Source organism: Nocardiopsis sp. NRRL B-16309 (assembly GCF_001279585.1).
Lineage (GTDB): Bacteria > Actinomycetota > Actinomycetes > Streptosporangiales > Streptosporangiaceae > Nocardiopsis.
This window is the reverse complement of the sequence record NZ_LGEC01000065.1, coordinates 286,762-311,542: the sequence shown is the minus strand read 5'-3', so window position 1 is coordinate 311,542 and position 24,781 is coordinate 286,762. Positions and strand designations below refer to the sequence as shown.

Below are 24,781 nucleotides of genomic sequence, written 5' to 3'. Positions count from 1 at the left end.
GCGTCGCGCGGCGTTGGGGCCCCGTCGAACACGCACTAGCCTTCAGGGCATGCCGGTTCCAGACTTCGTCCTCGAACTCCGCCGCCGCATCGGCCACGACCCGCTGCCCCTCGTCGGGGTGACGGGCGTCGTGTTGAACGACGACGGCCACGTCCTGCTGCACGAGCGCACCGACGACGGCCGATGGTGCACGCCGGGCGGGATCCTGGAGCCGGGCGAGCAGCCCGCGCAGGCCGTGGTGCGCGAGGTGTGGGAGGAGACCGGCGTGAAGGCCGAGGTGGAGCGCCTGGTCAGCGTGGTGGCCGCGGAACCCTTCACCTATCCCAACGGGGACCGCGTGCAGATGCTCGACCTGGCGTTCCGGTGCCGCGCCGTGGGCGGCAGTCCGGGCCCGGTCGGCGACGAGTCGCTCGACGCGCGGTGGTTCGCCCCCGACGACCTGCCGGAGATGCCCCACCGCATCCTGGAGCGCATCCGCCACGCCCGCGAGAACCGCGTCGAGCCCTACTTCGTCATGTGACGGTTCCCCGGTGGGGCCGGGCCCCGCACAGGGGACAACAGGGCCCGCGCGGTGGGCCGCGCGGGCCGGACGGGCGTGGAGCGGACCGGCGGGTGGCCGGTCACTGCCACTGGCGCCGCATGGTCCAGGTGTCGGACGCGGCGTCCCTGGTGATGTCGATGATGCTGGGGTGCCCAGCCTCCGACTCCGCCGAGACACGGAGCAGGTGGACCTGGGTCGCGGGGGCGCCGGGCGACTCGGCGCGCGCCGGCCAGTCGCCGATGACCCTGCGGACCCGGAACGTGTGGCCGCGCCAGGTGAACTGGGCGGGGTTCCCACCGTGGGTGGAGCGGACGTCGATCTGTTCGTTCAGGAGACTCACTCGCACAGTTTATCGAACAGGTGTTCGACCTCGTCAAGTCCCCTCGCGGTCCGGCGGGGTTCCCACACCCTAGAGCCGGTCCCCACGGGCCCACGGGTCCCGCACCGGCGTGTCCCCGCAGTGGTTCCGGTCCGTCGCTCCCGCCCCGATCAGAGCGCTCAGACGGGACAGGGGACGAGCGGCCCGTGCGAGATCCCGCGAACACCCTGCCCACCCGGGCCCAACCCGTGCGACTCCGCGCGAACCTTCGCACGGTCACCAGGCGCGGCCCCGTCAGAACCCGCGAGCCCCCGCCGACCCCGCGCGGTCCCCACGTACGGGGCTACAGGAACACCCGGCCCCGGCGGGCGCGGTCGCGGAGGGCCGCCATCCGGCGGGTGTTGCTCGGACGCCGGCTCAGCAGGTGGTACACCAGCAGCGACAGCCCCCGGTCGGTGCGCGCGCGGTCGGCCATCTCGCCCATGTTGATCCGCGCGTACAGGTGCTTGCCCCCCGCGTGCAGCCGGACCGCGTGCACACCCTGCGGGCAGTGCGTGAAGGCGTGGTTGTCCGCCGTGTACTCCATGGTCCGGGACAGGGCCGCGCCCAGACCCGGCACCAGGTGGGCGCCCAGGGTCGCCAGACAGCGCCAGAACCCGGTGTGCCCGGCGGCGACGTGGCCGAGCTGGTGGGCGATCAGGAACGCGACGGCGTCCGGGTCGCGCAGCCGCTCGCCGACCTCGAACAGGTCGTTCGGTAGCACGAGGTACCGGTGCAGCCTGTGCCCCCCGGCATCCGTCCGTGCCGCCCAGCGCTCGCCGCCCGCCCGCACGTACGCCTCCGGCACCCGGTTCAGGCCCATGCCGACGGACAGGGACGCCACCATCCGGTAGGCCTCCGGGAACTGGGTGGGCGAGATCTTCACCGACTCCGCGCGCTGGCGGGCGTAGCGCAGCCCGCGGGCCGCCCAGAGCCCCACGGGCACCGCCGCCACCGCGCCGACGGTCCACCAGGGCGAGCCCGACACCGACCACACCGCGTACGCGAGCGCGGCGACCGCGAACAGGTTCACCACCGCGCACACGACCAGCAGCGGCGCCTCCCACGGGTGCGCGGGCGCCGGGAGGAGTTCCTCGTCGCCGTCCAGGGAGCGCGGCGGGTCGGTGTGCCCGTGCCGGATCCGCGGTCCCGGCCCGCCGTGCGCGTGCGTCCCCCTGCCGGACGTCGCGGAGCAGACGTGCGCCCCATGGGTCGAACAGGCGCCGTGGCCCTGCGGGGGTATCGCGTGTGACATCGTGCCTCCCCTCGGGTCGCGGTCGCGCTCATGGCGATTCGGCTACACTCTGTAGCTGAATATTACGTTCCGCTTCCCTTGGGATGGTGTTGTCAGGCGACGGCGTGTCAGGGTGCGTGCCTCAGTGCTCCTCGTAGCGCCGCAGCTCCTCCGCGAGCACGTCCAGGAACCGGTCCACCTGCGCGGGGTCGTATCCCGGGCGGGCCCGGGTCGTGGCGAACTGCACCCGCTCCACCTCGGCGGCGGACAGCGTCGCCCGCTCCGGCCGTCCCTGGAGCAGGACGTCGAGCGTGAACTCGGCCCGGTCCAGGAAGTCGTCGACCTCCTGCTCGTTGTAGCCCGTGGTCAGACGCGTGGTGGCGAACTGCTGCTCCCGGATGTCCCGCGGAGTCATCGGCGGCCGGCCCTGGGGCGGCGCCCCGGCACTCTGCGGGCCGGTCGGAGGGTGCGGAGCCCCCGGCGGGCCTCCGGGACCCCCGGGACCCCCGGGACCCATCGGACCCATCGGACCCCCGGGCCCCATCGTTCCACCCCGGCCCATCGGGCCGCCCTGCCCCATCGGGGCGCCCTGCCCCGGACCGGGCGAGCCGGGCCGACCCGGCAGCGGCGGGTTCGCGGGTCGTCCGAGCCCGCGTCCGACCAGGTCGGCGACCACGATGTCGAGGAAGTCGTCCACCTCGTCCTCCCGGTACCCCGGGCTGAGCCTCGTGGTCCGGAATCTGGAGTTGCGCACGTCGTCGGCCGTGAGCAGGGGACCGCGGCGGGGCCCGCCCTCCAGGGCGACGAGCGTCGCCTCTATCCGGTCGAGCAGGGCGTCGACGTCCTCCTCGTTGTAACCCGGGCGCAGACGCACCGTGTGGAACTTCTTGTTGCGGATGTCCGCCGGTGTCAGAGGCATGGTCCCCATTGTGCAGTTCACGCGGTTGCCCGGGGGGTCATCCCCGGCCACCGCGTGATTCGGCTTCGGTGATCCGGTCGGCGAGGTCGTTGAGCACGTCGCCGACCTGGTTCCTGTCGTACCCCCGTAGCGCGACGTCCAGCGAGGCGGCCCGCAGGTCGGCGGCACTGATCGGCGCCGGCTGCCGGCGCTCCGGGAAGCCGGGGACCGGAAGGGCGGCGTCGGTGAAGGCGGGGACACCGGTCAGCGTGGCCAGGGTGACGTTGGCGCGGTCCACGAGATCGTCGACCTGGCGGCGGTCGACACCGCGCAGGACCACGTCGAACGCGGGGGCGCGCACGGGTACGGGGGAGTTCATGCAGGCATTATGGCCGAGAGCCCCCGGGGTCGCCAGGGATGGCGGCGGTTGTGGCCGGGAGCGGTCGTCCGTGCCCGGCTCACTCGCGCATGAGGTAGACGGCCAGTCCGCGCGCGATCGCGTCGGCCGCCTCCTCCTGCCACGCGGGATCGGACAGCAGCGCGGCGTCCTCCTCGTTGCGCATGTTCCCCGCCTCCAGGAACACCTTGGGCACGGTCGACAGGTTGAGACCGCCCAGGTCGGTGCGCTCGTCGAGGCCGTCGCCGTCGAGGTAGTCGGCGTAGGGGATGCCGGAGCCCTCCCGGTACTCGCGCCGCAGGTCCTCGGCGAGCAGCCGCGAGGGCTCCACGATGTCCTCGGTGAACCCGTCGACCTCGCCGGGGGCGATCACGTGGAAGCCGCGGCCCGACGCGGGGGCGCCGTCGGCGTGGATGGACAGCGCGGCGTCGGCCTCGGTCTCGTTGCCGATCGCGGCGCGTTCGTCGATACAGGGACCGACGCTCTCGTTGTCGTCACGGGTGAGGACCACCGTGGCGCCGTCGGCCTCCAGCCGCTCCTTGACCAGCAGGGCCAGGTCCCAGTTGAACTCGTGCTCGGGATAGCCGTCCCCGCTCTCGGCGCCCACGGTGTCGCAGGCCTTGCGCTCGGGGCCGGCGGAGACCATCGCGTTGATCTCGTCCGGGGCCTCGGCGTTGCCGCCGTTGTGGCCGGGGTCGATGAGGACCACCCGTGTGCCGAGCGGGCCGTCCGCGGCGCCGTCGCCGGCTCCCGGGCCGTCGGACGGTCGGGCGGCGTCGTCTGCGCTGTCGGAGGTGCCGGGGCCGGCGCCGGTGCCCGCGCCGCCGTCCTCGGGGCCGGGCAGGGGGATCGCCGCGGTGGGGTCGTCCTCGGGCGCGGCACCGGACCCGCTCGCGCACGCGGTGGCGAACAGGACGGTCGTGGTCAGAGCGACGAGTGACAGGGCGCGGACGGCACGGCTCCGGGGCCCTGCCGGTACGGAGGCGGGCATGCCCACAACCTAGCCCCTCACCGCGACCGCGTCCGCCCCGCGCGGCCGGGGGTCCGGACCGGATGCGGGACGCCTCGGGGGGCGTGTCGGTTGACGCCGAACGGTGTGAATTTCGACGGAATTCCGCGGACGGTGCGGTGTGGTGGCCGACGAGCGCGGCCATTGACGACGATCCGATGCCGACACGTGATGGGCATGATCCGCGAAAGGCGTGCCGAAGGCGGCGCCGCGGAGAGACGGCCCCGGATGAGCGGGGTCGTCCCTCGGTGGGCGGCTGACCTGCGACGCGGCGGACGGCCTTCTTCGCCGACACTCACGCTCATCGCGGGGACGCGCGTCGTGCGCCGAGGTTGACAGGGCGGTGAAGAAAATCGAGTCGGGAATGGTCCGGTTGCGCAGGGTGATCCATTCCATCAGTGTTACCTATTTGTCATCACATTTCGGATGATACGGACTTTGTTTTGCGGTTAGGGTTCTTTTCGGAAGCGGGACGCGGTCCCACTCTTGGTTGACGGGTCCCACTGTCCTGGGACTGGTGCGTCCTCGCTTCCGGTTGGCAGAGGCCCGCCACGGCGCCTGTCATCCCCCTACCAGCCCCTGGGCCAGCTGCTCCGGACCTCGCGGATCCCCCGCTCCCGAGGACATGGAGTGCGGCCAGGCCAGCCCGACTACCACGGGCTGGATTGATCCGAATGAGGATGACCTTGAAGATCAGTCCCCTTTCCGCGCGCCGCATCGTGCAGGGCGGCGCCACCTTCGCCGCCTTCGGTGCGCTCAGCCTCGCCGCCGCCATGCCGGCCGCCGCCGACACCACCTACGGCTGGGGCTACGCGACCGCCACGGGCGGAGCGGCCGAGGCCATGACCGACGTGACCCAGTCGGGTTCCGCCTCCGGCACGACCGGCGGCGTCGTCCAGGTGGACGACTGCTTCTCCCTCGACGCCGAGACCACCGCGACGGTCGACGCCGGCGGCGTGACCGCCACCACGGTGATCAACAGCGCGAGCATCCAGCTCACGCAGGAGTGCTTCGACGACCTTCCCGAAGAGGAGGCCCCGGAGCCCACCGAGGACGACGAGGACGACGAGACCGAGGGCGAGAGCCCGGCGGAGTCCGACGCCCCGACCGACGGCGAGGGCGACACCGACGGTGACGCCGAGGGTGACGACACCGACACCGACACCGACGCCGAGGGTGACGACACCGAGGGCGACACCGAGGGTGAGGGTGACGCCGAGGGCGACGGCACCGAGGGCGGCACCGAGGGCGGCGAGACCGAGGAGCCGCAGCAGACCGAGGCTCCGACCACGGACAACGCGTCCGAGGAGGCCTCCCCCGAGGTCGTCACGCTCGACGAGGAGAACTCCGAGACCGTCAGCGCCAGTGACGACGTGGTCGCCGACATCACCGTCAGCGGCGCCAGCGTCACCACCACCCAGTCCTGGGACGGTGACGTCGACTACTCGCTGAACCACGGCACCTCCACCGGCGGCGCGTCGGTCTACCCGGTCCACTACGTGGAGTCCGCCGAGGACGACGGCGTCACCTGGAACGACGGTGTCACCGACCTCTACGTGACGTTCACCGTCGAGGAGGCCCAGGTCACCTACTACCTCGGCACCACCGCCGCGGCCGTGGCCACCGTCGAGGACGGCGAGCCCGGTGGCGGGAACCCCGGTGGCGAGGAGCCCGGTGACGGCGACGAGCAGAAGCCGCCGGCCCGTGACGAGGAGCCGGAAGAGGAGGAGCCCGCGCCCAAGTCGGTCGAGCCCCTGCCCCAGACCGGTTCCCCGGTCATCGGCCTGATCGGTGCCGGCGCGGCGATCGCCGTCGGCGGTGGCGCCGCCGCCTACCTGGCCCGTCGCAAGAAGACCGCCGCCACCGCCGAGGAGAACGGCGAGGGCTGAGTCCGAGCTGAGGGCCTGACGGCCTGACGCGGCCCCGGGGACGTGTTCCCCGGGGCCTCTTCGCGTCCGGGGACCTTTTCCGTCTCCGCGGGCGGGACCCGGAACTCCCGGGGGTGGGGGCCGCGTTAGGCCCTAGTAGACGCGGGATCCCGGTCCGAGGACCCCGAACGGACCGCTTCCCGCGCGGTGGCCCACGGACTAGGCTCGCCGTGGGGCGCTTCGGTACCCCGACGGTCCGGACGGCCGCGCCGGGAGGAGAACCCTCCCGTCCCGCGGCCACCGCGCACGGCGGGAACACGCCGACCGGGCCATCCCCCAGACGCAACAGGAGCGAAGTGGTGACCCCCCACAGACTGTCCGCCCGCCGCCTCCTCTCCGGAGGCGCCCTGTTCGTGGCCCTGGGCGCGCTCGGCGCCGTGTCCGCGGCGCCCGCGACCGCGTCCGCGACCCCGCTGGTGTGGGGCCACGCCCAGGCCTGGGTCGCCGACGGCGACCTGGTCACCGGCTACTCCACCGTCATCGGCTTCGGCGGGGACACCGAGGAGAACATCCCGGCCGAGGACCTCTTCGGGCCGCTGGCCGACTACGCCGACGTCCGCGGCCGGAGCAGCACCGCTGTCGACGGCGACGGCGCGAGCGCCCGGTCGACGGTGGACACGGCGACCGTCCGGCTCGGCGTGCACGATCTCGCTGACCTCGGCCTGCTCGACCTCCCGGACGGCGCGGCGCGGCCGTCCGCGAGCCCCACCCCGCGGGAGAGCTCCCCGCCGGTCACGGCCTCGGGGCCCGAGAGCGAGGCCGAGACCGACACCGGGCCCGGGCGTGAGACCGCCCCCGGCACCGATGACGGGACCGGTGGCGACGCCGACGGCCCCGTCATCGCCGAGGAGAGCGGACCGGAGCCCGAGGTCCCGGAGGACGAGACCCTGCGGGAACCCTCCTCCGCGCCCTCCGCGGAGTCGGCCCCGCCCGGCTCCTCCCCGAGCGAGGAGGCCGGCGCCGCGGGCGACGACGGAACCGGCGCCCGGAGCACCGACGACGAGGACGTCGTCGTGCTGGACGAGGACGACTCCCGGACCATGTCCGGGACCGACAACACGGTCGAGTTCACGCTCTCCGACGTGACCGGCGCCGCCGCGGCCGATTTCGACGGTACGACGGAGGCCTCGCTCCAGCACGGCGACCTGACGGCGTTCGGGGCCCCGGTGGGGCCCGTGGACGACGAGGGCGTCGCCGTGGACGACACCCTGGAGGTCCTGGACGAGGAGGGCGAGGTCCTGCGGACCGTGCCCGTCAGCGTACGGTTCGCGGCCACGGAGGCGGCCTTCGACGATGACGACGAGGACTGGGCCGGTCAGGGCGTACGCACCGCGCTGACCGTGTGGATCCAGGTCGGCGAGGACGAGGAGGACGTGCTCAGCGTGGACTTCGCCGACGCCTGGGCACTGGGCTCCACCTTCGGGGACGCCGTGGGAACGCCCGACCCCACGGACCGGGACGACGACCCGACCCCGACCCCGACCTCCGCACCGGCCGCGACCGACGGCCGGCTCGCGACGACCGGAAGCTCGCTGGCGGCCCTGGTGACCGCGGCCGTGGTGGCGGTCGGCGGCGGCGCGGCCGCGACCTTCCTCGCCCGCAAGCGCACCACCGCCCTGGACGACCAGATCGAGGACTAGCTGAACGTCGCACCTCGTCGTGCGGCGGAGGGCGTGGGGCTCGCAGGCACACGGGCCCGGAGCATGGACGCGGGCCCGGCCCCTGTGGGACCGGGCCCGCGTCACCGGGGGTCGCGTGTGCGCTCCGTCGATCGGACGGTGACCGGGAGTGAACGCACAGGGCGGGTCTTCGTTCTCGGAAGACCCGCCCTCGCACTGCTCCGGCCGACTCTCACCCGGGCCTCTCCGCCCGGCCTCGCGCCGCCCGTACTTCGATACCTCAGCCGGAGTACGTCCGGCCGTTCCCCCCGGAATCGGCACAGACCGGGGAGATCACTCCGTACGCTGGCTGGGGATTCCGGCCAGCAGGGCGCGGACCTCAGTCTCGCGGTAGCGACGGTGTCCGCCCAAGGTGCGGATCGAGGTCAGCTTGCCCGCCTTGGCCCAGCGTGTCACGGTCTTGGGGTCCACGCGGAACATGGTGGCAACCTCGGCGGGGGTCAACAGGGGCTCCGCCTCGGGCGTGCGAGTTGACATGTGTACGGCCTCTCCTCCTGGATCTGTGTGCCGATCCTTGAGCCTTCATCCTGGCACTTGACCCGGATGTCCAATATTTCCTCTAGGTCTATATTGGCATCACCCGAGGTGATTGTGCGACCACTCCAAGCAACTTTGCACGTGGGAGGCCAAAGAAAGCCGCCCGTGGCCGCGTCACGCTAAGTGATTCTAGCGACACGTTTAGTGGCATGTGGCGTATTCGGTCAAAACTTCGTTCTCCGGCCTCGTTTTTCTCGATGCGGAGAGTCCGAAGTGCTACGTGAGCTTGACCGAAACCCCTCCCCCGAGGGCGGGCGTCGGCGGTGGCACCCCTGGTCGGACGTGGTGTGGGCGGAGGAGGGGCGGGATGGCGGGCGGGGGTCCCGCCGGTCCCGGGTGGCGGGCGGAGCCACGCGGATCCCCGGCGTGGCAAGGGTTTTCGTGGTGACGCAGAGTGCGGTACGTGATCGGTCGACTACAGTCTAAGCTGATCCCTATCGGGCGTTATGCCCAGTTTCACGCTGCTTGATGTCGTCCACCGCACGCGTCCGGACTCGCACCGTTGTCACGTGCGGAAAGTCCGGCGACGAACCCGAAGAAACCTGGTGTACCAGGTTGGGACACGGCGTGGCGCACCCCCGGCCGCGTGGATTTTCCTCGACAGCCGCCCCCGTGGTGTCCGCGAAATCCTGGGCAACCCATGACCCTCAGTTGGCGTGCTCCAGGGCGCGCACCGACCTCCAGCGCCGCGTGATGCGCCGGCGCAGCGTCGTGACGGTCTCGGTGTCGCCCTTGGCCAGCGCCTCCACGGCCGCCGAGACCTCGCCCACGGAGTGGTCGTCACTGAGGTGCTCGTCACTGAGAAGGTGGGGGAGCCCGCCGTAGTCCAGCTCCAGCAGCGAGTTCGGGTGCGCGGTCAGCGACAGCCAGTCGACCAGCTGCTCGGTCGAGGCCGACACCGCGTGCGCGCCCAGGTGCTCGCGCAGCACCGCCACCGTGTGCTCCAGGCGCCGCCTGGCCATGGAGGTCCGCGTCAGGTACAGCAGCGTCCGGGTGGAGCCGGCCGACAGCACCAGGCACCGCTCGCGCTCCTCGAAGGGCACGAACCAGGCCACCGGGATGGTCCAGTTGCTCGACAGGATGCCCGGGCGCACCTGGCCGCCCGCCCCCTTCCACTCCTCGTAGTCGCGCTCCACCCGTTCCGCCTCAACGACGGGGACGAAGGCCTCGCCGACCGACACCGGCGTGGCGCTGGTGAACTCGGTGAAGGCCCGCCAGGAGCGCAGCCTGGTCTGCCACGGGCACACGTACAGGCGCTCGTTGACCCGGCGCAGGTAGGCGTCCCCGCTCTCCTGCTCCGGGGCGACCACGGGCGGGGTCACGATGAGTCTGTGCAGGCTCGCGGTGTGCTCGGCGGACAGCGCGTTGATCCTCCGCGGCCGCTCCGAGGACATGGAGTACTCCTCCCAGTACCGACGGTCGCGTACCGGGAACGTGTCGATCGGCTGGTAGACGCGAAGGTAGGCGGTGTAGGGCAGCACGATCGCATCGTGGCACATATCGTGGTGTGTGGCACCCACCGAATTCCCCCTGCCTCGTACGGGGATCGGTCGCGGACCACACCCGTCACACCCGGGTGGCGTAGGCACGGCGGGGCCCGACCAGGTACGGTTGTACGTGTACGTAAGCTGGCGCCTGTCGTCAGTCGCGTTTGACGGCCGTCAGCCCGATAGTGCGGGTTAGTAAGTGATCTGGGGTTCGTCGGAACCCAATCGTTGAGGGGGTCGAGCCAATGGGGCGCGGCCGAGCCAAGGCCAAGCAGCAGAAGGTCGCCCGGAAGCTCAAGTACAGCTCCGGCGGGACCGACCTTGATCGGCTGCGGTCGGAGCTGGGTGTCGCTGAGGACGAGGGGTCTCCCTCCGGGCCGTCGGGTCCGGACGACTCCTATGCGGATCCTCAGGACGATCTGGTCGACCGTTACGCGGATCTAGCCGACAAGTACTCGGACTCCGACAAGTAGGCGTCGTCGGTCGGGTACTTTCAGGTCGCTCGGACAATAACCGCTGACCTGTGACATTCGCTGGCTCAACCGAGGCAGCGGCGGACAGGTGGACATAGCCGGTGCGAACCACACTCGTGGTTCGCACCGGCTATATCCGCGTCCGCCCGTCACCACCCGCCACCGCCCGGGGGTCGCTCCGCGGTGGGCCGGGGCACCCTTGGCGGACGTCTCCGGTGCCGTGACTCCGCCGTCCACGACCGCCCCCGAGGGGAAGCCGTGGGAGAGGCCCGCCCCCTGCGGGCGGCTCCGGTGCGGCGCGGGTCCTGTCACGCGTCGGGGTGGTCGCCGGTCAGGTGCGCCCGGCCGGTACCGGGCACCACGTCCCCGAGCCGCCACGCCGTGCAGCCGCGTTCGGCGAGCACCGCCAGAGCGCGCTCGGCGTCGTCAGCCGCGACGATCGCCACCATGCCCACACCCATGTTGAAGGTGGCCTCCATGTCCTCGCGGGCCACGTCCCCCTGCTCGGCGAGGTAGCCGAACACGGGCGCCGGCGTCCAGGTCGAGCGGTCCAGCCGCGCGTCCAGCCCGTCGGGCAGGGAACGCGACAGGTTCGCGGCCAGGCCGCCGCCCGTCACGTGCGAGTAGGCGTGCACCTCCACCTGCGCGGTGAGGGCCACGCAGTCCTTGGCGTACACGCGGGTCGGTGTGAGCAGGACCTCTCCGAGTACTCCGTCCAGCTCGGGGACGTGCGATCGCAGGTCGAGCCCGGACCGGTCCACGATGTGGCGGATCAGCGAGTAGCCGTTGGAGTGCGGTCCCGACGAGGCCATCGCGATCACCGCGTCGCCCTCGCGCACCCGGTCCGGCCCCAGGATGGCGTCGCCCTCGACCACACCGGTGCCCGCGCCCGCCAGGTCGTACTCGTGCGGCTCCATGGCGCCCGGGTGCTCGGCGGTCTCCCCGCCGATCAGCGCGCAGCCGGCCTGGGCGCAGCCCTCCGCGATCCCGCCGACGATCTCGGCGATCCGCTCGGGGACCACGGACCCGCAGGCCACGTAGTCGGTCATGAACAGCGGCTCGGCCCCGCTGACGACGAGGTCGTCGACGACCATCCCCACCAGGTCGATGCCGATGGTGTCGTGCCGGTCCATCGCCTGGGCGAGCAGCACCTTGGTGCCCACGCCGTCGGTGGAGGTCGCCAGGACGGGGTCCTTGTACTTGGCCGTGTCCAGGCGGAACAGGCCGGCGAAGCCGCTGGCGTCGGTGACCTGCTCGGGCCGTCGGGTCCGCGCGACATGGCGCTTCATCAAGTCGACGGCGCGCTCACCGGCGGCGATGTCGACGCCCGCGGCCGCGTACGCGCCCGTCGCCCCTGTGCTGTCGGCTGCCACGCGAGTTCTCCTCGTGCTGTGTTCGGGTGGTGGTGCGGGCCCGGTGCTCCCCTCCCAGGGCACGCCGGAGCCCGGACGCGGCGGACCGGCGCCGGGCGCCGCTGCCGCCGCACGGCTCGTTACTTGGTGGCCAGCTTCGCCCCGGGTGTGCCGCAGGACTTCTCCAGCAGGAACTTGCCGCGGGAGTCGGCGTCGACCTCGATCGGGTAGACGCCGTCGAAGCAGGCCCGGCAGAGCTCGTTCTTGGGCACCTCGGAGGCGGCGATGAGCTCGTCCAGGTCGACGTAGGCCAGGGAGTCGGCGTTCACCGACGCGGCGATCTCGTCCACGGACAGGTTCGCCGCGATGAGCTCGGCCCGGGTGGCGAAGTCGATGCCGTAGTAGCACGGCCACAGGACGGGCGGGCTGGAGATGCGCACGTGCACCTCGGCGGCCCCCGCGTCGCGCAGCATCCGCACCAGGGCGCGCTGGGTGTTGCCGCGCACGATGGAGTCGTCCACGACCACCAGGCGGCGGCCCTGGATGACCTCGCGCAGCGGGTTCAGCTTGAGCCGGATGCCCAGCTGGCGCAGGGTCTGGCTGGGCTGGATGAAGGTGCGTCCGACGTAGGAGTTCTTCACCAGGCCCTGGGCGAACGGGATGCCGCTGGCCTCCGCGTAGCCGACCGCGGCGGGCGTGCCGGACTCGGGGACGGGGATGACCAGGTCGGCCTCCACCGGGTGCTGCTTGGCCAGCCGTCGGCCGACCTCCACCCGGGTGGAGTTGACGTTGCGCCCGGCGATGGTGGTGTCGGGGCGTGCCAGGTAGACGTACTCGAACAGGCAGCCCTTGCGCTGGGCGGGGGCGAAGCGCTGGGAGCGCACGCCGCGCTCGTCGATGGTGAGCAGCTCGCCCGGCTCGATCTCGCGGACCATGGTCGCGCCCACGATGTCCAGGGCGGCGGTCTCGCTGGCGACCACCCAGCCTCCGGCGCCGGACGTCTCGCCCAGGCGGCCGAGCACGAACGGGCGGATGCCCTGCGGGTCGCGCGCGGCGTAGAGGGTGTGCTCGTCCATGAACACCAGGGAGAAGGCCCCCTGGACCTTGGGCAGCAGCTCGCGGGCCGCCTGCTCCATGGTGCGTCCCTCGCCGTTGGCGTAGTCCGCCAGCAGGTTGGTGAGCACCTCGGTGTCCGTGGTGGCGCCTCTGCGCGAGTCCGGCAGCATGGCGGCCAGTTCGGGAGTGTTGATGAGGTTCCCGTTGTGGCCGAGCGCCAGGCCCCCCTCCCGCGCGGAGTAGAAGGTGGGCTGCGCGTTCTCCCAGACCGGCGAGCCGGTCGTGGAATAGCGGCAGTGGCCGATCGCGAGGTCGCCGCGCAGGGAGTCCAGGGTCGCCTCGTTGAAGACCTGGGAGACGAGTCCCATGTCCTTGTAGACGACGATCCGTTCCCCGTCGCTCAGTGCGATGCCCGCGGATTCCTGACCGCGGTGTTGCAGCGCGTAGAGGCCGAAGTAGGTGAGCTTGCTGACTTCTTCGCCGGGAGCCCAGACCCCGAATACACCGCAGGCGTCCTGCGGGCCGCGTTCGAGCGGATCGTGGTCCATGGAGAGCCGGCCGTCGGAGTACGACACACCCACAGCTTAGTGCCTGGTCCCCGAGTCGGGACCACCCGGGGGATGATCCGACCACAAAGGGAGGTGTCCGGACAGGTCGGAGCGGGCTCCGCTCGCCTGGACGCGGTGCTCGGCGAGGGCGTCGTCCCAGGTGGTCAGGCCGGTCGCCAGCCGAAGCCAGGTCACCGGGTCGGTCTCCACGACGCCGGGCGGCGTCCCCCGCGTGTGCCGGGGGCCCTCGACCGCCTGGACGGCTCCGTAGGGCGGGACGCGGACCTCCAGGCTGTTGCCGGGCGCCCGGTCGGCGAGGACGGCCAGGGTGGCGCGCACGGCGGCCTTGACCGCGGGCCGCAGGGGTTCGGGCGAGCGCAGGACCGCCAGGGCGCAGGCGGCGGCGGCCTCCTCGTCGCCGCCGCCGAAGGGCGGTTCGCCGAGCGCGTCGAGCTGCTCGTCCAGGGCGGCGCGCAGCCGGCGCACCGCGCTCGCGGTCATCGCCGAGGGCGTACCGCGCCGGAGGCGCCCGCTGGTGGAGGCCCGCTCCGCCGCGGGGCGGTCCTCGGGCGGTGGCGGCTGACGGGAGGGCATGACCGCACTCTAGATCCTGTTCCGCGGAGTGGCGTCGCTCACCCCGACCGGCCCGCGCTCCGGTCCGCGCGAGGGCCGTCGCAGGTGGAGCGGTGTCCGGGATCACGGACCGCGAACGATCGGGTTAACTCGACTGGGACTTGTCATTGCGAGGGAATGGACCGAAGGTGGACATCGGACGGATTGCGGGGATCGGTCCTACCTTGTCCGCACGATTGGGTGATTCCTGTCTCAGCGCACCGCTGGCCAGCACGGGCGTGAGGCGGTAGCGTCCCGAAGCGTCCCGGTGTTGTTGAGATTGGGAGGATTGCGATGGAACCCGTGTGCCATCGAGTTCCGCGCACGGACATCGACAGATGAACAAGGGGTGACCCGGCGCGGAGTGCCCCGCTCCCCCTCGGGGTAGAAGCCGCGCCGCCTCGTGCTGTCGAGCTGGTCCAGCTGGTCAGCGCCCTTAACATCCACCAAGGAAGACCACCGCACCATCGGGAGAACGACGTGCGCCTGCGCTTGCGCCCGCGTGATGACAGCTACTACGAGATGTTCACCGACTCGGCGAACAACCTGGTCATCGCGGCCCGCCTGCTGGTGGAGCTGATGAGCGACGGGGCCGACCGAGAGGCCATCACCGAGAAGATGCGTGCCTGCGAGCACGCGGGCGATGACGCGACCCACGCCATCATGCGCCGGTTGAACAAGAGCTCGGCACCTCCCATCCACCGGGAGGACATCTACCGCCTCGCCTCGAACCTGGACGACGTCATGGACTCCATGGAGGCCGCCGTCGACCTGATCGGACTGTACGGACTGGAGCGGCTGCCCAAGGGCATCATCGACCAGATCGAGGTGCTCGAACGCGCCGCGGAGCTCACCGCCGAGGCGATGCCCCGGCTCCGGACCCTCCAGGACCTCACCCGGTACTGGATCGAGATCAACCAGCTGGAGAACCAGGCCGACCGCATCTACCGCAAACTCCTGGCCCGCCTGTTCGGCGGCGAGTACGACGCGCTGACGGTGCTCAAGCTCAAGGACGTCATCGAGGAGCTGGAGACGGCCGCCGACGCCTTCGAGCACGTCGCCAACACCGTCGAGACGATCGTCGTCAAGAACAGCTGACGCCGGAACGCCCGCGGCTCCCGGGGCGGCCGGAACGCCCGCGGCTCCCGGGGCCGTCGGGGGTGATCTGCCGTGCCGGTGTGGTCGGGGTGGCCAGGAGGCCCTTGAGGTAGCTGTGGAAGGCCTCGGCGTCCACCGCCTCGACCACGGTGGCGTTCGGCCGCCCCCTACGCGGGGCTCAGGTCGTGCTCCCGCGCCCCGGGCTCCTCCATGCGTACGTGCAGGACGAGTCCGAGTGCCTCGGCGAGCCGTTCCAGGGTCGTCAGTGTCGGCTGGGTGCCGCCGTGCTCGAACCGGGCGACGCTGGACTGGGGCATGTCGGCCCGTCGGCCGAGTTCGGCCTGGGACCAACCGAGTTCCTCACGGCGGAGCCGGACGGTCTCGGCCAGTTCGAAGCGCAGCCGGGTGAGTTCGTAGGCCTCGCGGACCGCCGGACGCTCGAACCGCTCCGACGACTTCAGCTCGGACAGGGTCGTTCTCCGTGGCGAAGCGCTCACGGTGCCTCCTCGACCGTGTGCCCGGCGCGGACACACTCGTTCATCGCTCGCAGCGCCCGCCGGACCTCCGCCGACTCGCGCGGACGGGTCTTGTGGAAGACGGTGAGCATGATGATCCTCCGTCCACTCGCGACGTAGTAGCTGACGCGCACGCGTCGGCCTCCACAGTAGAACCGGAGCTCGCGGAGCTTGCCGTTCAGCTGACTCGTGTACGGGAACCCCAAGCCGACCCCGCGGGATTCGAGCAGGTCCAGGTGGAACAGGGCTTGCGCCCACTCCTCGTCGCTCAGCTCCTGAAGCCATTGCTCCACTTCCGGTTCGAGTTCGACTGTACCCAGCTCATAGCATTGATGCTATAGGAGTCGGATGACTGCGGAGCGTGTCCGAACGCCGAACCGGCGGCGGTACGTGAGCCGCGGCTCCCGGGGCTCCCGGGTCAGGTGGTGTGGGTGAGTGATCTGCCGTGCCGGTGTGGTCGGGGTGGCCAGGAGGCCCTTGAGGTAGCTGTGGAAGGCCTCGGCGTCCACCGCCTCGACCACGGTGGCGTTCGGCTCCAGGCCGTGCACGCCCCACGACATGGCGGAGTAGCCGCGGGTCAGCTCGCCCGCCGTCTCCACGTCCACGTGGTAGCGGCCGGTCCGCAGGACCAGCTCCGGGTGGAGCAGCACGGCGGCGGTGAGGGAGTCGGGGTGGGTCGTGCCGTCGATGCCCACGCTGCGGTCGAACTCCAGCGTGGGCGCGCACACCCGGGTGAAGAAGCCGGACAGCGGCGTGCCCAGGGCGGCGATCCCGTCCAGGCGCTCCTGCCCGAACACCGCGTCGCGCAGCGTGAGCGGGTCCCACGGGATCACCGTGATCTCGAAGCCCGCCGCGAAGACCGCCTTGGCGGCCTCGGGGTCGACGTAGAAGTTGAACTCCGCGGCGGCCGTGATGTTGCCGCGCGCGTTGTTGGAGCCGCCCATGACGTAGAGGGCGCCCACGTCGCGCACGAACGCGGGGTCCTTGGCCGCGGCCATCGCGATGTTGGTCAGCGGGCCGATCGCCACGACCGACAGCTCGCCCGGGTGCTCGGCGGCCAGGCGGATGAGCGCGTCCACCGCGTGCTCGTCCTCGGGCTCCAGCCCGGTCTGGTCCATCCGCAGCCCGCCGGAGCCGTCTCCGTGGACGTTCTCCGCGCTCACCCAGGGGCGCGTGAGCGGCGCGCGGCAGCCCAGGTGGACCGGGACGTGGCGGTCGGCCACGTTGAGCGTGAGGAAGGCGTTGCGCACCTGCTGGTCGAAGCCCACGTTCCCGGCGACCATGGTGACGGCGCGCAGGTCCGCCGCCGGGTCCAGCAGACCCACCAGAAGGGCGACGCAGTCGTCCTGGGCGGTGTCGGTGTCGATCACCAGGGGCACGGGCATGGGAGCTCCTCACGGTTCGGATCCTGAGAACCTACCGGAACACGGGCCCCGCCTCACCTCGGGCTCAGCGGCTCTGAACTGGGCCGATCCAGGCGGTCACTTCATCGCCGGTCGCGCGCTCCCGCCCTACCCGAAGCGGCCACACCATCGCCGGTCGCGCGTCCCCGCCCTACCCGAAGCGGCCGGTGATGTAGTTCTCGGTCTCCTTCTGCTCCGGACGGGTGAACATCTGGTTCGTCTCGCCCATCTCGATGAGCCTGCCCGGCTTGCCCGGGGCCGAGAGGTTGAAGAAGGCCGTGCGGTCGGACACACGCGCCGCCTGCTGCATGTTGTGCGTGACGATGACGATCGTGTAGTCCTCCTTCAGCTGGTGGATGAGGTCCTCGATCGCCAGGGTCGAGATCGGGTCCAGGGCCGAGCAGGGCTCGTCCATCAGCAGTACCGACGGCTTGACCGCCGTGGCGCGCGCGATGCACAGGCGCTGCTGCTGGCCGCCCGACAGGCCCGCGCCGGGCTTGTTCAGCCGGTCCTTGACCTCCTCCCACAGGTTCGCGCCGCGCAGCGAGCCCTCGACCAGGTCGTCGGCCTGCGCCTTGCTCATCCGCTTGTTGTTGAGCCTGGCCCCGGCGATGACGTTGTCGTAGATGGACATCGTCGGGAACGGGTTGGCCTTCTGGAAGACCATGCCGACCTCGCTGCGGACCATCACCGGGTCCACGTCGGGGCCGTAGATGTCCAGGTCGTCCAGGAGCACCTTGCCCTCGGCTCGGGCACCCGGGGTGACCTCGTGCAGCCGGTTGAGCGTGCGCAGGAAGGTGGACTTGCCGCAGCCGGAGGAGCCGATGAACGCCGTCACCGATCGCGGCTCGATGGTCATCGACACGTCCTCGACGGCGAGAAAGTCGCCGTAGTAGACGTGGAGGCCGGAGACGTCGATTCTTTTCGCCACTGGATGGTTCCTCGTGAGTTCAGGGGCCGAGCGCGGAGCGTGGGCGGTGGTCAGCGGGACTTGGGCGCGAACAGTCGGCCGATGAGGCGGGCCAGGAAGAAGAGCAGCATGACCGTCAGGATCAGGGTCAGCGCGGCGCCCCAGGCCCGCTCGTAGTTGATGTCGCCGCCCATGCGCACCTGGGAGTAGATGAAGACCGGGAGGCTCATCATCTGGCCGTCGAACAGGTTCCAGTTGATCGACACCGCCGAGGATCCCGCGGTGAGGATCAACGGCGCCGTCTCACCGATAACGCGCGCGATGGCGAGCATGATTCCGGTGGTCAGACCGGCGGCGGACGTGGGCAGCACCACCTTGGTGATCGTGCGCCACTTGGGCACGCCCAGGGCGTATGAGGCCTCGCGCAGGTCCCGCGGAACCAGCCGCAGCATCTCCTCGCTGGAGCGCACCACCACCGGGATCATCAGCACGGCCAGCGAGATCGCTCCCGCCGCGCCGTTGGTCTGGCCCGGTCCGAACAGCACCATCCACAGCGCCACGACGAACAGTCCGGCGACGATGGACGGGATACCGGTCATGACGTCCACGAAGAACGTGATGACGCGCTTCATCCGGCCCTCGGCGTACTCCACGAGGTAGACGGCGCTCATCACGCCGACGGGCACCGCGATGAGCGTGGCCATGCCGGTGATCGCCAGCGTGCCGACGACCGCGTGGTAGACACCGCCCGCGTCCATGCTCGGCAGGACGCCGTTCATCGACACGGTGAGGAAGTAGCCGTCGAACCGCGCCATGCCGTTCTGCACCACGGTCCACAGCAGCGACACCAGCGGGAGCATGGCCAGCAGGAAGCACCCGTAGACCAGCGCGGTGACCAGCCGGTCGGTGGCCTTGCGGCCGCCCTCCACCCGCGCGGACGCGGTCACGGCGATGGCGGTGTAGGCGACGGCGGTCAGGACCGCCCACAGGGCGAACCCGAAGGTGGAGAAGGCCAGCAGGACCCCCGCGACGACCGCGGCGGTGGACGCCAGCAGGACGGCGGGGAAGCGGTGCGGCAGGGCGCCGCGGCGCAGGTCGCGCGCGCTCCGGGCGGCCCTGGGCTCGGGGGGCTGCGTGGTCGTCGTGCTCATCAGGACTCCTTGCTGCCCCGCGCCACGATGTAGCGCGCGCCCATGTTGACGGCCAGGGTGATCGCGAACAGGACCAGGCCCGCGGCGATCAGCGCGGACACCCCGTACCCGGTCGCCTCCGGGTACTGGAGGGCGATGTGCGCGGCGATGGTCTGGTTGCCGCTCTGCAGCAGGTGGAAGGACATCATCAGCGAGGGCGAGAGGATCATGGCCACGGCCATGGTCTCGCCGAGCGCGCGCCCCATGCCGAGCATCGCTCCGCCGACGATCCCCGACTTGCCGAACGGCAGGACGGCCAGCCGGATCATCTCCCAGCGCGTCGCGCCCATGGCCAGTGCGGCCTCCCGGTGTCCCTGGGGCACCTGGTGGAAGACGTCGCGCGACATCGCGGTGATGATCGGCAGGATCATCACCGCGAGCACGATGCCCGCGGTGAGCATGGTGCGGGCGGAGGTGGAGGCGGGCCCGGCGAACAGCGGGATCCAGCCCAGGTGCTCGGCCAGCCGCTGGTAGACGGGGACGAGCTGCGGGGCCAGGAAGCCGATGCCCCACAGGCCGTAGACGACGCTGGGGATCGCGGCGAGCAGGTCCACCAGGTACCCGAGCAGGGACGCGAGCCTGCGGGGGGCGTAGTAGACGATGAACAGCGCGATCCCGATGGCGATCGGTGTGGCCAGGGCCAGGGCGATGGCGGCGGCGAGCACGGTGCCGAACGCCAGCATGCCGATACCGAAGGCGGGCGACTCCCGCTCGTTGGCCTCCCACACGTTCGAGGTCAGGAAGTTCGCCGTGTTCGCGGACAGGGAGGGCCAGGCCTGGATGATCAGGAACGCCGCGACCCCGGCGAGGATCGCGAGGATCAGCAGGCCCGAGCCTCGGGCGAGCCCGGCGAAGGCGGCGTCACCGATCCGGCGCCGGCCCGCGGGCGGCCGTGGGGCCGCCTCGGGCGCGTCCGTGGTCGTCATGGGTGCTCCGGTTCGGGTTCTGGGCGGGTTCGCCCGGTACGAACGGGTTCGTCCGCGCGTGCCGGGTCTTCGGCGCGTGGTGGTTCTGGTGGGACCGGCTGGCTCCGGTGCGCATTCTGCCTGCCGGAGGCCGCTGCGGTGCGGATCTGACCGGTGGGCGCGCAACGTGTCACGGCCACCTCGCGCGCTATGGCCGTGCCGCACCGAATGTGAAGGTAGGCGGGCTAGGTGACCAGTTGTCCCAGGGAAGATGAACGGAAGATGAACGGGAAATCGCACTCCCGTGGCGGTCGGTGGTTGCTCCGGTTAATGTGACGATCCGCACGTCACCGGGGCGGCCCCGACCAGGTCAGTCGCCGGGGGCGTACATCACGTCGGTGTCCCACATCCCGAAGCCGAGCGACTCGTACAGGCGCACCGCCGCCTCGTTGTCACCGTCGACGTACAGGTGCACCCAGGGCAGCCCGGCGTCCCGCAGGTGGCGCAGGCCGGCCAGGGTCAGCGCGCGGCCCAGCCCGCTGCCCTGCCAGTCGGGGTCCACGCCCACCGCGTACACCTCGCCGACGGCCTCGGTGTCGGAGAGCCCGGCGCCGTCCTGGTGGACCTTGGTCCAGTGGAAGGCGGCGACCGAGCCGTCGGTGGTGGTGGCGAGGAAGAAGCCGTGCGGGTCGAACCAGTCCTCCACCTCGCGCTGGAGGAGGTCGTCCAGTGTCAGCTGGCCCTGCTCGGGGTGGTCGGCGAACGCGCGGGCGTTGGCGGCCAGCCACGCCTGCTCGTCCTGGCCGACCACGAACGGCCGTACGCGCACCCGGGAGGCCACGTCCGGGCGCAGTCGCGGTTCGGGCAGGTCCGGGGCCGCCCAGGGGCCGCCCGGCGCGTCGGCGGGGACGTCGCGCAGCGGCATGCGCATCTTGTGGAGTTCCCGGACCGGGCGCCAGCCGTCGGCGGCGGCCACGGCGGCGGCCTGGGGCGTGCGGCCGTGCGCCCACACGCGCACGCCGTGGGGACCGGCGTCGGCGTGGACGGAGTGCAGCAGGGCCTTGCCGTGGCCGCGGCCGCGGTGGGCCGGGTCGACCACGATCTCGCCCGAGTCGGGCTCGCCGGCCACGCGCTCGACGAACGCGAAGCCGACGACGCGGTCGTCGGCGGTGACCACGTGGAAGCGGCTGCTGCCGGAGGGCGCGCCGTGGCGCACGCGCAGGACGGTGTGCTCGGACAGCGGGGCGACGCCGTCCGCGCGTCGTGCGGCCTCGGCGAGTGCCAGGACGTCGTCGGCGGGCTCGCGGGCCAGGTCGTCGGTGACCAGCGGGGTGCTCATGGGGCGAGATCCTACGTCCCCCGGGTCCGGGCGGCGCGCGCCAGGCCCCGCGTCGCGCCGCGCGCCGCCGTCATCGAGCGGGTCCGCACGCGGCGGTCCCCCGACCGCGACGCGGACGGGGGACCGGGGACGCGGGCGGGCGGCCGGTCAGCCCTTGCGACGCTTGCCCTGGTAGCCGGAACCGACCCGGACCCGGCGGGCCGGGGCGAGCGGCGTGGCCAGCAGCAGGGCCAGCAGGAGCGCGGCCAGCAGAACGGCCGGGGCCCAGTTGGGGCCCAGATCACTGGTGTCGGAGGCCACCTCGGTGCCGCCGTCCCCGGCGTCGTCGTCGGACGACGGGGTCACCAGCGGCAGGTCGGCGAGGTCCTCCGCGCCTTCGGACACGTCGGGGAGGTCGGCCTCGTCCCGCGGCAGTGTCGGGATCTCGCTGTCGCTGGTCGGCACGTCGTCGACACCGGTCGGGGACGTCGGCGTGGAACCCGACCCCGAGCCCGAGCCGGAACCAGAGCCGGACCCCGACCCCGACCCGCTGGAGTCGTTCGAGGAGTTCGACGAGCTCGGGCTGCTCGGTGTGCGCGAGGTGGGAGGCGTCGCCGGGGACGAGGTCTCGGGGTCGTCCGTCGGCTGCTCCGTGGGCGTGGGCGTGGGCGTCGGGGTGGGACGGTCGCTCCCGGCCGGCGGGTCGGGCGTGGGTGTGGGCGTGGGTGTCGGAGTGGGGGAGGGGGACGGCTGGGGATGGAACACCGCGACCGTCCATGTGGCCGTGGACGTCTCGGTACCGGAATTGGCCCCGGAACAGCCGGCCTCGGGGTCGGCGAGCGCGTACGCCAGGGTGGCCACGACGTCGGTGTCCCGTCGGGGCGAACCCGTGACCTTCCCGGCGTTCACGTCCTCGCCGGGTTCGAGCAGCTGGGCCGAGAACCCCTCGACCGTGAACTCGCGGACCTCGACGGTCAGGCCCACCAGGCAGATCGCGGCGTCGCCGGTGTTGGTCACGGTGAGCGGGTTCGGCTCCGCCGACGAACCGAGCCGCACGCGGTCGACGGAGCGCTCGAACGCGACCGCCGCCGACGGGATAGGCGCGGGGTCGGACGGACTGGATGAAGGGGAGGGCGACGCCGAGGGTGAGGCCGAAGGGCTCGGCGAGGAGGAGGACGAAGGCGAAGGTGAGGGCGAAGGGCTCGGATCGGCGTAGGCCGGTGTGGTCAGGGCGACGAGACCGGAGCCGACGAAGACCGCGCAGAGGGGGATGCCGAAGCGGCGTCTGAGGGGCTGTGCGCTCGCGGCGGTGGTGGGCATCGGGGCGGTTCCCTCCTTAGGGCGATGCGCCTGGCTTGCCTCACCCGTCCGGGGACGTACGCCGCGCCAGACGCCCCTGCGTGCGGGTGCGCCACAGATCCTAAGCGTTCTCGCTCGGTTACACGACCCCTGCACAGGGTGTGGTTCACGCTCGTCACCGAGGAGGGACGTACGCGTGACCTCCGGCGTCGGCGCCCCGGGGCCGGGAACCGGCCGGTCGCCGCGCTCTGGCCGGGGATCGGACACGGGGGAAGAAAAGGGATCTGGAGGCGGTCGGTCGCATGAGCGGCCCCGGGAACGGTGGATCGCGGGAGCGAGGTCCCCGCGGTCGGAGGAGACCGCGCGGGGAGGGGCGTCGAGTTCCGTATGGGCGCACGAAACGAGTCCGGGGCGCCTCGCGCGAGTGCGCGGCGCCCCGGTGCTCATGGCGTGTGCCGCGGCGGCGGACCGTGCCGCGGCTCCGCCGCTACTGCGTGCTGGGCTCCGAGGCCGCCCGGGCGGCCGGAAGCGGCTCGGCGGCCCCGGCCGGGGCCTGCGGCGCCTTGGCGACCGGGTCGGGCACGAACCGGTAGCCGACGTTGCGCACGGTGCCGATCAGCGACTCGTACTCCGAGCCGAGCTTGGCCCGCAGGCGCCGCACGTGGACGTCGATGGTGCGGGTGCCGCCGAAGTAGTCGTAGCCCCACACCTCCTGGAGCAGCTGGGCGCGGGTGAACACCCGGCCCGGGTGCTGGGCCAGGAACTTGAGCAGTTCGAACTCCTTGAAGGTCAGGTCGAGGATCCGGCCGCGCAGTCGGGCGATGTAGGTCGCCTCGTCGATGACGAGGTCGCCGCGGCGGATCTCGTCGGGGTCGTCGGTCCCGGCCTCGGCCGAACCGACGGCCAGGCGCAGCCGCGCCTCGACCTCCGCGGGTCCGGCGGTGGCCAGGACGAAGTCGTCCACCTGCCAGTCGGGCGTGAGTGCGGCGACGCCGCCCTCGGTCAGGACGACCAGCAGCGGGCAGTCCAGCCCCGTGGTGTCCAGCAGGCGGCAGAAGTTACGGGCGGTCGCCAGGTCGGTCCGCGCATCGACCAGAATGGCGTCAACGGGCGCGTTGGAGTTCCCGGTCGCACCGGACGCCAGGAGTGCCCCCGCCTCCGCGGGAGCCACCCGCACGGAGTGCAGGAGGAGTCCCAGGGCTGGTAGCACGTGGTCAGACGGTTCGTTCGAGTTCGTCAGTAGCAGCAGATGGCTCATGCGTCTCTTCTCGTCATCCCGCGCTGTGCGGACGATCGAAGGCGCCTTTGCCCCCGGTGAAGATTTGTTTAATACGTCGCCTCCGAGCAACACCAAGGATAATCAATAGATGGCGAAGTGCACTATCAGGTACTGGGCAGCGGCCAAGGAAGCGGCGGGAACCGCCGAGGACGCGGTCGACGCCGACACCCTCGGAGCGGCTCTCGACGCCGCGTGTCTGCTCCATCCCGACGACCGATTCCTGCGGGTACTCAGGGCTTCGTCGCTTCTCGTGGACGAGCGCCCGGTCGGCAGGAGGCCGCACGGCGAGGTCGCGGTGGCCGACGGGACTGTGATCGAGGTCCTACCGCCGTTCGCCGGCGGGTGAGGGTCCCGACAAGTGATGGGAACCGGGAGGAAACATGAGTGAAACCCCCGAGTGGGCGGGGCGGGCGCGCGTGGTGATGCTGGGCAAGCCCGGCTGCCACCTGTGCGAGGACGCGTGGACCGTGGTGGAGCGGGTGACGGACCAGCTCGGGGTCAGCAGGGCCGAGGTCGATCTGAACGGTGTGGACGCGGCCGACCGCGAGGAGTTCTGGGACAAGATCCCGGTGACCTTCGTCGACGGCCGCCAGCACGACTTCTGGCGCGTCGGCGAGGCGCGGCTGCGGGCGGCCCTGGAGGCGTGAGCCCCGTGGGGGTCGTGCGGCCGGGGCGGGCCCGGGAACGGACGTGGACGCGGTGCGGAGAATCCGCGGCGCGGTTGTGCGTTCTGTCCCTCATCCGGGTGATGTGAA

The 24,781-nt window shown here is 71.8% G+C and carries 27 protein-coding genes; 8 read left to right on the top strand and 19 right to left on the bottom strand.

From position 1 onward, the window contains the following. Positions 1-49: 49 nt before the first annotated feature. Entirely contained in the window at positions 50-520 is a 471-nt protein-coding gene (locus tag ADL05_RS11175; RefSeq protein WP_053616815.1) for an NUDIX domain-containing protein, read from the top strand. A gap of 100 nt (positions 521-620) precedes the next feature. Here ADL05_RS11175 and ADL05_RS11170 read toward each other — a convergent pair whose 3' ends face one another. From ADL05_RS11170 to ADL05_RS11150, 5 genes are all read right to left on the bottom strand, one after another. Further along, a complete protein-coding gene (locus tag ADL05_RS11170) occupies positions 621-881 on the bottom strand; it encodes a DUF6504 family protein (protein ID WP_053616814.1) in 261 nt (86 codons plus the stop codon). A 322-nt stretch (positions 882-1,203) separates the two neighbouring features. After that, entirely contained in the window at positions 1,204-2,154 is a 951-nt protein-coding gene (locus ADL05_RS11165; protein ID WP_197285751.1) for a M48 family metallopeptidase, read from the bottom strand. Between the two features lie 121 nt (positions 2,155-2,275). Beyond that, the gene (locus ADL05_RS11160; protein ID WP_053616813.1) at positions 2,276-3,061 is read right to left on the bottom strand and encodes a DivIVA domain-containing protein; all 786 of its coding nucleotides are present in this window, start codon (positions 3,059-3,061) and stop codon (positions 2,276-2,278) included. A gap of 28 nt (positions 3,062-3,089) precedes the next feature. After that, positions 3,090-3,410: a DivIVA domain-containing protein gene (locus tag ADL05_RS11155; protein WP_053616812.1), complete on the bottom strand. Its 321-nt coding sequence runs from the start codon at positions 3,408-3,410 to the stop codon at positions 3,090-3,092. A 79-nt stretch (positions 3,411-3,489) separates the two neighbouring features. Then, positions 3,490-4,419 carry an N-acetylmuramoyl-L-alanine amidase gene (locus ADL05_RS11150; RefSeq protein ID WP_053616811.1) on the bottom strand — a complete coding sequence of 310 codons (930 nt, stop codon included), beginning with the start codon at positions 4,417-4,419 and terminating at the stop codon, positions 3,490-3,492. 704 nt (positions 4,420-5,123) lie between these two features. On the opposite strand from ADL05_RS11150, the gene ADL05_RS11145 reads away from it, so the two are divergent. After that, positions 5,124-6,326, top strand: a complete 1,203-nt coding sequence (locus ADL05_RS11145) for an LPXTG cell wall anchor domain-containing protein (protein ID WP_053616810.1) — start codon at positions 5,124-5,126, stop codon at positions 6,324-6,326. A 338-nt stretch (positions 6,327-6,664) separates the two neighbouring features. Continuing rightward, positions 6,665-8,005 carry a hypothetical protein gene (locus ADL05_RS11140; RefSeq protein WP_369800926.1) on the top strand — a complete coding sequence of 447 codons (1,341 nt, stop codon included), beginning with the start codon at positions 6,665-6,667 and terminating at the stop codon, positions 8,003-8,005. A gap of 312 nt (positions 8,006-8,317) precedes the next feature. Here the strand turns inward: ADL05_RS11140 and bldC are convergent, their stop codons facing one another. Together bldC and ADL05_RS11130 are read right to left on the bottom strand one after the other, a co-directional pair. Then, on the bottom strand, positions 8,318-8,521 hold the full coding sequence (gene bldC / locus ADL05_RS11135; protein ID WP_013155387.1) for a developmental transcriptional regulator BldC: 204 nt from the start codon (positions 8,519-8,521) through the stop codon (positions 8,318-8,320). 707 nt (positions 8,522-9,228) lie between these two features. Further along, on the bottom strand, positions 9,229-10,080 hold the full coding sequence (locus ADL05_RS11130; RefSeq protein ID WP_053616808.1) for a hypothetical protein: 852 nt from the start codon (positions 10,078-10,080) through the stop codon (positions 9,229-9,231). Positions 10,081-10,313: 233 nt separating this feature from the next. Here ADL05_RS11130 and ADL05_RS11125 point away from each other — a divergent pair, with 233 nt between their 5' ends. Then, entirely contained in the window at positions 10,314-10,541 is a 228-nt protein-coding gene (locus ADL05_RS11125; protein WP_053616807.1) for a DUF3073 domain-containing protein, read from the top strand. A 308-nt stretch (positions 10,542-10,849) separates the two neighbouring features. Here ADL05_RS11125 and purM read toward each other — a convergent pair whose 3' ends face one another. From purM to ADL05_RS11110, 3 genes are all read right to left on the bottom strand, one after another. Next, complete coding sequence (gene purM, locus ADL05_RS11120; RefSeq protein ID WP_053616806.1) at positions 10,850-11,914, bottom strand: phosphoribosylformylglycinamidine cyclo-ligase; 1,065 nt, start codon at positions 11,912-11,914, stop codon at positions 10,850-10,852. Positions 11,915-12,033: 119 nt separating this feature from the next. Next, entirely contained in the window at positions 12,034-13,524 is a 1,491-nt protein-coding gene (gene purF / locus ADL05_RS11115) for an amidophosphoribosyltransferase (RefSeq protein ID WP_053616859.1), read from the bottom strand. 9 nt (positions 13,525-13,533) lie between these two features. After that, positions 13,534-13,998, bottom strand: coding sequence for a sterol carrier family protein (locus ADL05_RS11110; protein WP_053616858.1), 465 nt, complete (start codon positions 13,996-13,998; stop codon positions 13,534-13,536). Positions 13,999-14,589: 591 nt separating this feature from the next. Here ADL05_RS11110 and ADL05_RS11105 point away from each other — a divergent pair. Next, entirely contained in the window at positions 14,590-15,207 is a 618-nt protein-coding gene (locus ADL05_RS11105) for a DUF47 domain-containing protein (protein WP_053616805.1), read from the top strand. 167 nt (positions 15,208-15,374) lie between these two features. Here the strand turns inward: ADL05_RS11105 and ADL05_RS11100 are convergent, their stop codons facing one another. The 8 genes from ADL05_RS11100 to ADL05_RS11065 form a co-directional block, all read right to left on the bottom strand. Continuing rightward, positions 15,375-15,704: a helix-turn-helix domain-containing protein gene (locus ADL05_RS11100; protein ID WP_053616804.1), complete on the bottom strand. Its 330-nt coding sequence runs from the start codon at positions 15,702-15,704 to the stop codon at positions 15,375-15,377. Continuing rightward, entirely contained in the window at positions 15,701-16,015 is a 315-nt protein-coding gene (locus ADL05_RS11095; protein WP_231640695.1) for a type II toxin-antitoxin system RelE/ParE family toxin, read from the bottom strand. The genes ADL05_RS11100 and ADL05_RS11095 overlap by 4 nt, the downstream gene beginning before the upstream one ends. 42 nt (positions 16,016-16,057) lie before the next feature. Further along, complete coding sequence (locus ADL05_RS11090) at positions 16,058-17,107, bottom strand: nucleoside hydrolase (protein ID WP_082376272.1); 1,050 nt, start codon at positions 17,105-17,107, stop codon at positions 16,058-16,060. A gap of 169 nt (positions 17,108-17,276) precedes the next feature. Next, positions 17,277-18,056 (bottom strand): phosphate ABC transporter ATP-binding protein PstB, encoded by a 780-nt coding sequence (pstB, locus tag ADL05_RS11085; protein WP_053616803.1) that lies wholly within the window; start codon positions 18,054-18,056, stop codon positions 17,277-17,279. A 50-nt stretch (positions 18,057-18,106) separates the two neighbouring features. Beyond that, positions 18,107-19,186 carry a phosphate ABC transporter permease PstA gene (gene pstA, locus ADL05_RS11080; RefSeq protein WP_053616802.1) on the bottom strand — a complete coding sequence of 360 codons (1,080 nt, stop codon included), beginning with the start codon at positions 19,184-19,186 and terminating at the stop codon, positions 18,107-18,109. Continuing rightward, complete coding sequence (gene pstC, locus ADL05_RS11075; RefSeq protein WP_053616801.1) at positions 19,186-20,151, bottom strand: phosphate ABC transporter permease subunit PstC; 966 nt, start codon at positions 20,149-20,151, stop codon at positions 19,186-19,188. The genes pstA and pstC overlap by 1 nt, the downstream gene beginning before the upstream one ends. A gap of 349 nt (positions 20,152-20,500) precedes the next feature. Beyond that, positions 20,501-21,469, bottom strand: a complete 969-nt coding sequence (gene mshD, locus ADL05_RS11070) for a mycothiol synthase (RefSeq protein WP_053616800.1) — start codon at positions 21,467-21,469, stop codon at positions 20,501-20,503. A gap of 147 nt (positions 21,470-21,616) precedes the next feature. Next, on the bottom strand, positions 21,617-21,913 hold the full coding sequence (locus ADL05_RS11065; RefSeq protein WP_053616799.1) for a hypothetical protein: 297 nt from the start codon (positions 21,911-21,913) through the stop codon (positions 21,617-21,619). A 28-nt stretch (positions 21,914-21,941) separates the two neighbouring features. Between ADL05_RS11065 and ADL05_RS11060 the strand changes: the two genes are divergently transcribed. Next, complete coding sequence (locus ADL05_RS11060) at positions 21,942-22,664, top strand: hypothetical protein (protein ID WP_053616798.1); 723 nt, start codon at positions 21,942-21,944, stop codon at positions 22,662-22,664. Between the two features lie 570 nt (positions 22,665-23,234). Here the strand turns inward: ADL05_RS11060 and ADL05_RS11055 are convergent. After that, a complete protein-coding gene (locus ADL05_RS11055) occupies positions 23,235-24,005 on the bottom strand; it encodes a response regulator transcription factor (RefSeq protein WP_053616797.1) in 771 nt (256 codons plus the stop codon). Between the two features lie 109 nt (positions 24,006-24,114). On the opposite strand from ADL05_RS11055, the gene ADL05_RS11050 reads away from it, so the two are divergent. Beyond that, positions 24,115-24,372, top strand: coding sequence for a MoaD/ThiS family protein (locus ADL05_RS11050; protein WP_053616796.1), 258 nt, complete (start codon positions 24,115-24,117; stop codon positions 24,370-24,372). Between the two features lie 34 nt (positions 24,373-24,406). Continuing rightward, the gene (locus tag ADL05_RS11045) at positions 24,407-24,673 is read left to right on the top strand and encodes a glutaredoxin family protein (RefSeq protein WP_053616795.1); all 267 of its coding nucleotides are present in this window, start codon (positions 24,407-24,409) and stop codon (positions 24,671-24,673) included. Positions 24,674-24,781: the final 108 nt, after the last annotated feature.

Excerpts from the sequence above, each read along its gene's own strand:
- ADL05_RS11150 (WP_053616811.1), bottom strand. The coding sequence starts at position 4,419 with ATGCCCGCCTCCGTACCGGCAGGGCCCCGGAGCCGTGCCGTCCGCGCC.
- ADL05_RS11155 (WP_053616812.1), bottom strand. The coding sequence starts at position 3,410 with ATGAACTCCCCCGTACCCGTGCGCGCCCCCGCGTTCGACGTGGTCCTG.
- pstC (WP_053616801.1), bottom strand. The coding sequence starts at position 20,151 with ATGACGACCACGGACGCGCCCGAGGCGGCCCCACGGCCGCCCGCGGGC.
- ADL05_RS11165 (WP_197285751.1), bottom strand. The coding sequence starts at position 2,154 with ATGTCACACGCGATACCCCCGCAGGGCCACGGCGCCTGTTCGACCCAT.
- mshD (WP_053616800.1), bottom strand. The coding sequence starts at position 21,469 with ATGAGCACCCCGCTGGTCACCGACGACCTGGCCCGCGAGCCCGCCGAC.
- ADL05_RS11175 (WP_053616815.1), top strand. The coding sequence starts at position 50 with ATGCCGGTTCCAGACTTCGTCCTCGAACTCCGCCGCCGCATCGGCCAC.
- ADL05_RS11125 (WP_053616807.1), top strand. The coding sequence starts at position 10,314 with ATGGGGCGCGGCCGAGCCAAGGCCAAGCAGCAGAAGGTCGCCCGGAAG.
- pstA (WP_053616802.1), bottom strand. The coding sequence starts at position 19,186 with ATGAGCACGACGACCACGCAGCCCCCCGAGCCCAGGGCCGCCCGGAGC.
- ADL05_RS11160 (WP_053616813.1), bottom strand. The coding sequence starts at position 3,061 with ATGGGGACCATGCCTCTGACACCGGCGGACATCCGCAACAAGAAGTTC.
- ADL05_RS11055 (WP_053616797.1), bottom strand. The coding sequence starts at position 24,005 with ATGAGCCATCTGCTGCTACTGACGAACTCGAACGAACCGTCTGACCAC.
- bldC (WP_013155387.1), bottom strand. The coding sequence starts at position 8,521 with ATGTCAACTCGCACGCCCGAGGCGGAGCCCCTGTTGACCCCCGCCGAG.
- ADL05_RS11130 (WP_053616808.1), bottom strand. The coding sequence starts at position 10,080 with ATGTGCCACGATGCGATCGTGCTGCCCTACACCGCCTACCTTCGCGTC.
- ADL05_RS11110 (WP_053616858.1), bottom strand. The coding sequence starts at position 13,998 with ATGACCGCGAGCGCGGTGCGCCGGCTGCGCGCCGCCCTGGACGAGCAG.
- ADL05_RS11045 (WP_053616795.1), top strand. The coding sequence starts at position 24,407 with ATGAGTGAAACCCCCGAGTGGGCGGGGCGGGCGCGCGTGGTGATGCTG.
- ADL05_RS11090 (WP_082376272.1), bottom strand. The coding sequence starts at position 17,107 with ATGCCCGTGCCCCTGGTGATCGACACCGACACCGCCCAGGACGACTGC.
- ADL05_RS11050 (WP_053616796.1), top strand. The coding sequence starts at position 24,115 with ATGGCGAAGTGCACTATCAGGTACTGGGCAGCGGCCAAGGAAGCGGCG.